At 68.1% G+C, this 5,014-nt stretch carries 7 protein-coding genes; 2 read left to right on the top strand and 5 right to left on the bottom strand.

The genetic code is table 11. The annotated features are described in order from the left end of the window. Nucleotides 1-88: 88 nt before the first annotated feature. From O0J73_RS21535 to O0J73_RS21515, 5 genes are all read right to left on the bottom strand, one after another. Nucleotides 89-649, bottom strand: coding sequence for a queuosine precursor transporter (locus tag O0J73_RS21535; protein WP_049412252.1), 561 nt, complete (start codon nt 647-649; stop codon nt 89-91). A gap of 75 nt (nt 650-724) precedes the next feature. Further along, a complete protein-coding gene (locus O0J73_RS21530; protein WP_197565056.1) occupies nt 725-1,240 on the bottom strand; it encodes a hypothetical protein in 516 nt (171 codons plus the stop codon). A 35-nt stretch (nt 1,241-1,275) separates the two neighbouring features. Then, nucleotides 1,276-2,127: a DUF2145 domain-containing protein gene (locus O0J73_RS21525; protein WP_308309600.1), complete on the bottom strand. Its 852-nt coding sequence runs from the start codon at nt 2,125-2,127 to the stop codon at nt 1,276-1,278. A gap of 48 nt (nt 2,128-2,175) precedes the next feature. Beyond that, a complete protein-coding gene (locus tag O0J73_RS21520) occupies nt 2,176-2,403 on the bottom strand; it encodes a hypothetical protein (RefSeq protein ID WP_049457909.1) in 228 nt (75 codons plus the stop codon). Nucleotides 2,404-2,507: 104 nt separating this feature from the next. Beyond that, nucleotides 2,508-3,467: a mitochondrial fission ELM1 family protein gene (locus O0J73_RS21515; protein ID WP_308309599.1), complete on the bottom strand. Its 960-nt coding sequence runs from the start codon at nt 3,465-3,467 to the stop codon at nt 2,508-2,510. A gap of 126 nt (nt 3,468-3,593) precedes the next feature. Between O0J73_RS21515 and O0J73_RS21510 the strand changes: the two genes are divergently transcribed. Together O0J73_RS21510 and O0J73_RS21505 are read left to right on the top strand one after the other, a co-directional pair. Beyond that, nucleotides 3,594-4,184 (top strand): malonic semialdehyde reductase, encoded by a 591-nt coding sequence (locus tag O0J73_RS21510; protein ID WP_053448615.1) that lies wholly within the window; start codon nt 3,594-3,596, stop codon nt 4,182-4,184. A 75-nt stretch (nt 4,185-4,259) separates the two neighbouring features. Beyond that, the gene (locus O0J73_RS21505; RefSeq protein ID WP_180880399.1) at nt 4,260-4,967 is read left to right on the top strand and encodes a YceI family protein; all 708 of its coding nucleotides are present in this window, start codon (nt 4,260-4,262) and stop codon (nt 4,965-4,967) included. Nucleotides 4,968-5,014: the final 47 nt, after the last annotated feature.

Genomic DNA, 5,014 nt, shown 5'->3' with positions numbered 1-5,014 from the left:
GTGCCAACCTTGGTTGGCACAACCCATCAGCGTTCATGACCCGGCAACAGCGCGCCAACCAAGGTTGGCACCCACCAGAGAAGTGCGGTCAGCTGGTGGCGCGTAGCGGCGCCATCTTCCACAGCAGCGCGCGGAACGGGGCCAGCAGGCACACGCCGATCGCCAGCTTCACCGCCAGGTCGCCGGCGGCCCAGCTCACCCACGGCAGGGCCGAACCGGCAAACGCGATCGACCAGAAAATGGTGGTATCCACCGTCGCACTGCAGGTGGTGGCCACCATCGGTGCGCGCCACCAGCTGCCACGGCGCAGGCGATCGAACACGGTGATGTCCAGCAGCTGGGCCACGATGAACGCAGAGCACGAGGCAATGGCGATGCGCGGCGTCGCCACCCAGATCGACAGCAGCACCGCCACGAGGAACCCGATCCATGCTACGCGGCGGGCCGGGCCCGGGCCGAAGCGACGATTGATCAGGTTGCTGACCAGGAACGCGACCGGATAACTGAAGGCGCCCCAGGTCAGCCAGTCATTGATCGGGTACTGCACCAGTACGTTGGACAGCAGCACCACCGCGCCCATCGCCAGCACCGCCAGCACCAGGGCGCGCGGGGTCAGCGGGGCAAAGACAGGGGCAGGACGCACGGACATGGCGAGCCAGGGGAATAAAGGGGATCGCCCATTATCCGCCCGGCCCGCGGCAAATCCAAAACCGGTCGTTCAGTTTTACAGCGCTTCGCTCATCACATCGCCGGCAGCGTACGCGGTGGGCACATAAGCCAGGGTCTGGCCCTGTGCGCTCTTCACGTTCCAGCCTGCGCCGGCCTCGGTGGGGTCGAAATGCACCTGCTGGCCCACCACGAAGGCGGCCGTCGGGTTTTCTCCCTCTGGCTGCACGGTCCAGCGCAGGGTGGCGGTGTGGTCGGCCTTGTCCGGCACCTGCAGCTGCACCTGGCGCTCGCCCTCCGGCGTGGTCTCCACCTTCTTCACTTCCATCGGCGGCAACGGCACCGCCTTGGTGCGGGTGGCCTTGCCGTTGCGCTCGCTGGCCTTGAACGGCGCCTTGGACAGTTCGGACAGGCCCATCGAAGCCGCCATCGGCAGCGACAGCACCACGAACGAGGTCACGATCACGCTGGCCTGGCTGCTGTTCAACTGCGGCGCAGCGCCCGCATGGACGGTGGGCACCAGCAAGGCGGAAAGCAGCAGGGCAGACGCGGGAACGCGCAGGCAACGGAACATGGGACCTCCTGGTCGCCAGAAAAAGGGGATGAAATTCACGGGGTGGCTGCGGCCGCACCGGCCACCGGCACATGGGGAATCACCAGTTCCTGCTGCAGCTGGCTGCGCTGGTGCAGGAAGTCGAACACCGATTCCACCGTCACCACCGAGTAGTTGCCAGAGATGCGTTCGCCGGCCGGATGATCGGTGGTGGTGGCGTTGGCCACGAACAGGCGCGCACCCACGCGCTTGCCCAGGCCGATGTGCAGCACGCTGGGCTGGTACTTCTGCTGGCGCAGCCACTGCTGCGCCTGTTCGCGCTTGACGATGGCCGGCGCGCCCTCGCTCTGCGCCATCGCCGCGGCCAGCACTTCCAGCACCCACTGGTTGGAGTTCTGGTAGTCGGTGGCGAACGGGTAGGCCACCACGTTGTACTTCGTTTCGTGCAGTGCCTTGGGCTGGATCGAGGGCGATACCAGCATCGCCCGCAGTGCCGCGCGCAGCGGCGCGGCGGGCACGCCGATGCGCAGGTCGGTATGGCCGCCGCTCTCGCCGACGAAGTTGCCCAGGCCCTCGTGGTACAGCTGCGAACTGTCGGTCTTGCAGCGGTTGAGCAGGTGCATCGCGCGCCAGCGGCCGTCGTCCTCGCGCAGCAGGAAGGCCAGGTGGCTGTGGCGCAGGCCGTAGCGGCTCAGGTCCTGGCCACCGCGCGCGGCCACCACCACGTCCACGTCGGGCAGCGCATCGAGGCGTTCGGCGGTGATCCAGGCCACATCCAGCATGGCGGCCTGTGCGGCCACGCTGGGGTAGCGCTCGCGGCATTCGGTGCTGTTGGCCCAGGCCGGTGCGGTCGCCAGCAGGCTGGCGATCAGCAGCGCGGCGCGCGGCAGGCGATAGAAACGATCCATGTCGGTACCTTCAACGGCGGGCAGGCCCGCGCGCCGATCATACGCCGGTCAGCGCAGCGGGCGGTCCACGCCCTTGCGCTTGAGTTCGCGGTCGCAGGCGTCGCTGATGGGTGCCACCGGCAACGGCGGGCGCTGGCCCTTCGGATCGCGCAGCGCCGGTTGCTCGCGGTACGCATCCAGCTGCTGCTGGCATTGGTAGGAGATCGGGTCCAGTTCGGTGGGCGACGTGGAACACGCGGCGAGCAGGGCCAGCGGCAGCAGGAGCAGGGTGCGCATGGAGGCGTTCAGTCCGATCGGAAACACCGGACTCTAACCGTGCGGCCCAATCGAGATGTTCAAAAATCGCTGGGCGATCAGATGGTGCCGGCCAGCGGCCGGCACTACCTTGATGCCAGGCGCTGCTTTACCTCGGCGGCGATCCGCGCGGTTTCGCGCAGCGGTTCGATGCGGTCGTACTGCCAGTCCAGCCAGCGTTCCTGCAACCGGCCGCGTTCGCGCAGCTGCTGCTGGAAGCGTGCCAGCCGTCCCTGTGCGGTATTGGCCAGTGCCACCCTCACCGGCATGCGCGTGGCACAGGCCTCGGAGAGCAGGTTCACCGAATCCGGCGAGACCACCACGCGGTTGGCCCAACCAAGCAGGCCACCATACGGATTCACTCCGTCGCCGCCATCGCCCCAGATCACGTGCGGCAGGTCGGCGAAGGTCGCACGCAGGATCTCGGCCAATGCGGGCGGCGTGCGCCGCGAAGTGGTGGCCAGCAGACTGCCTCCCTCGCTGCGGATCTGCTCGGCCAGGGCGCGGAACACGCCCACCATCGCCGGTTCGTCCCACGGCGCCAATGGCGTGGGCCCGCCCACCAGCAGCGCGGTGCGCGGGCCGGGCAGGGTGCTGAAGCCGGCGAACGCGGCGCGTCCCCAGGCCAGCCAGTCGTCGTCCACCGGGTTGAGGCTGCCGAGCAGGGTCAGCACGTTGCTGCCGCGCAGGGTGTCGTGTTCGGGTACCACCACCACGTCCCAATGGCGGGCACTGATACGCGGGTCGAGGATCTGCACCACCTGGCTGCCGCGTGCGCGCAGCACGCGCAGGGCACCGGCGGCCTGGCGGCCACAGCCGATTGCCAGCGCCGGGGCCTCGTCGGCCAGCGTCGCGAAGGCCTCGCCGTAGCCATTCACATCGCCGGGTAGGCGCCGCGGCGACAGCCAGCGCCAGGGTGCGCGCGGCTGCAGGACCAGCGGCCGATGGGTGCCCTGGCGCAGCGCCGAGGCCAGCGCAACCGCCTGGCGGACATTGCCCGCGCGGCCGTCAGTGACCGTCCAGGGTGCGCTCGATCGTTTCACCATTGGCATTAATTCGTTTCAGCCCTGCTGGGTGTTGCAACAGTCGCGACACTCTACACTGCGGCTCGTCGATTCGCCCCGCGCCGCCCGCGGGCACTGACTTCCCTTCGCCGCCCTGGAGATCCACCGATGTCCCACGCGCTCGACGCTGCTGCCCTCGATCAGCTGTTCCGCACTGCCCGTACCCAGAACGCCTTCCTCGACAAGCCGGTTCCGGCCAGCCTGCTGCAGGAACTGTACGACCTGGTGAAGTGGGGCCCGACCGCGGCCAACACCACGCCGGCCCGCTTCGTCTTCGTCACCTCGAAGGAAGCCAAGGCCAAGCTGGCTCCGGCCCTGTCCGAAGGCAACCATGACAAGACCATGGCCGCCCCGGTCACCGTCATCATCGGCTTCGATCTGGACTTCCACGAGAAGCTGCCGTACCTGTTCCCGCACGCCGATGCCAAGGCCTGGTTCGACGGCCCGCAGGAAGGCCGCCACGAAGCCGCCATCCGCAACGGCAGCCTGCAGGGCGCCTACCTGATCCTGGCTGCGCGCGCGCTGGGCCTGGATGCCGGCCCGATGTCCGGCTTCGATGCGGCCAAGGTGGACGAAGCGTTCTTCGCCGGTACCTCGATCAAGTCGAATTTCCTGGTCAACCTGGGTTACGGTGACCCGGCGGGCCTGTTCCCGCGTCTGCCGCGCCTGTCGTTCGACGAAGCGGCGCGCATCGCGTAAGTCGCTGTATCGGTTTCGGGCCGTCACCTTGGCGGCCCCTGTTGCACCCACCCTACGATCCGGAGAGTTCCTCAGATGAGCGCCACCCGTAAACTGCTGCTGCCGCTGGCCCTGACCCTGGCCATCGCCGCCTGCTCCAAGCCGGCCGACACCGCTGCCCCGGCCGCGGATGCTGCTGCCCCGGCCACCACCGAACAGGCTGCCGCCCCGGCGGCTGATGCCGCCGCTGCCGCGCCGGCTGCCGAAGCGATCAAGATCGCCTCGGGCACCTACAAGCTGGACCCGAGCCACACCGACGTGCTGGCACAGTGGAGCCACTTCGGCTTCTCCAACCCCAGCGCGCACTTCGGCAACGTTGAAGGCACCCTGGTGTACAACGCCGAAGACGTGACCAAGTCCACCGTGGAAGTGAAGCTGCCGCTGAGCGGCCTGAACAGCTTCACCGCCAAGTTCGACGAGCACCTGAAGAGCGCCGACTTCTTCGACGCCGCCAAGTTCGCCGATGCCACCTTCAAGAGCACCAAGGTGGAAGCAGCCGGCACCAACAAGCTGACCGTCACCGGCGACCTGACCATCAAGGGCATCACCAAGCCGGTCACCCTGGACGTCACCGTCAACGGCGGCGGCGAGCACCCGATGGCCAAGGTTCCGGCCGCCGGCTTCGATGCCACCACCACGCTGAAGCGCAGCGATTTCGGCGTCGGCGCCTACGCCCCGAACGTCAGCGATGAAGTGAAGATCCGCATCACCACCGAAGCCACCGGCGAAAAGCCGGCCGCTTGATGCACCCCGCTCACTCGTCGTGAGAAGGCAGAAGGCCCGCTGAAAAG

Origin of the sequence: Stenotrophomonas sp. Sm6012, from assembly GCF_030985895.1 — a bacterium.
In the GTDB taxonomy this organism is placed as follows: domain Bacteria; phylum Pseudomonadota; class Gammaproteobacteria; order Xanthomonadales; family Xanthomonadaceae; genus Stenotrophomonas; species Stenotrophomonas forensis.
This window is presented reverse-complemented; position numbering and strand designations above follow the sequence as displayed.

Excerpts from the sequence above, each read along its gene's own strand:
- O0J73_RS21520 (WP_049457909.1), bottom strand. The coding sequence starts at position 2,403 with ATGCGCACCCTGCTCCTGCTGCCGCTGGCCCTGCTCGCCGCGTGTTCC.
- O0J73_RS21535 (WP_049412252.1), bottom strand. The coding sequence starts at position 649 with ATGTCCGTGCGTCCTGCCCCTGTCTTTGCCCCGCTGACCCCGCGCGCC.
- O0J73_RS21515 (WP_308309599.1), bottom strand. The coding sequence starts at position 3,467 with ATGGTGAAACGATCGAGCGCACCCTGGACGGTCACTGACGGCCGCGCG.
- O0J73_RS21510 (WP_053448615.1), top strand. The coding sequence starts at position 3,594 with ATGTCCCACGCGCTCGACGCTGCTGCCCTCGATCAGCTGTTCCGCACT.
- O0J73_RS21530 (WP_197565056.1), bottom strand. The coding sequence starts at position 1,240 with ATGTTCCGTTGCCTGCGCGTTCCCGCGTCTGCCCTGCTGCTTTCCGCC.
- O0J73_RS21505 (WP_180880399.1), top strand. The coding sequence starts at position 4,260 with ATGAGCGCCACCCGTAAACTGCTGCTGCCGCTGGCCCTGACCCTGGCC.
- O0J73_RS21525 (WP_308309600.1), bottom strand. The coding sequence starts at position 2,127 with ATGGATCGTTTCTATCGCCTGCCGCGCGCCGCGCTGCTGATCGCCAGC.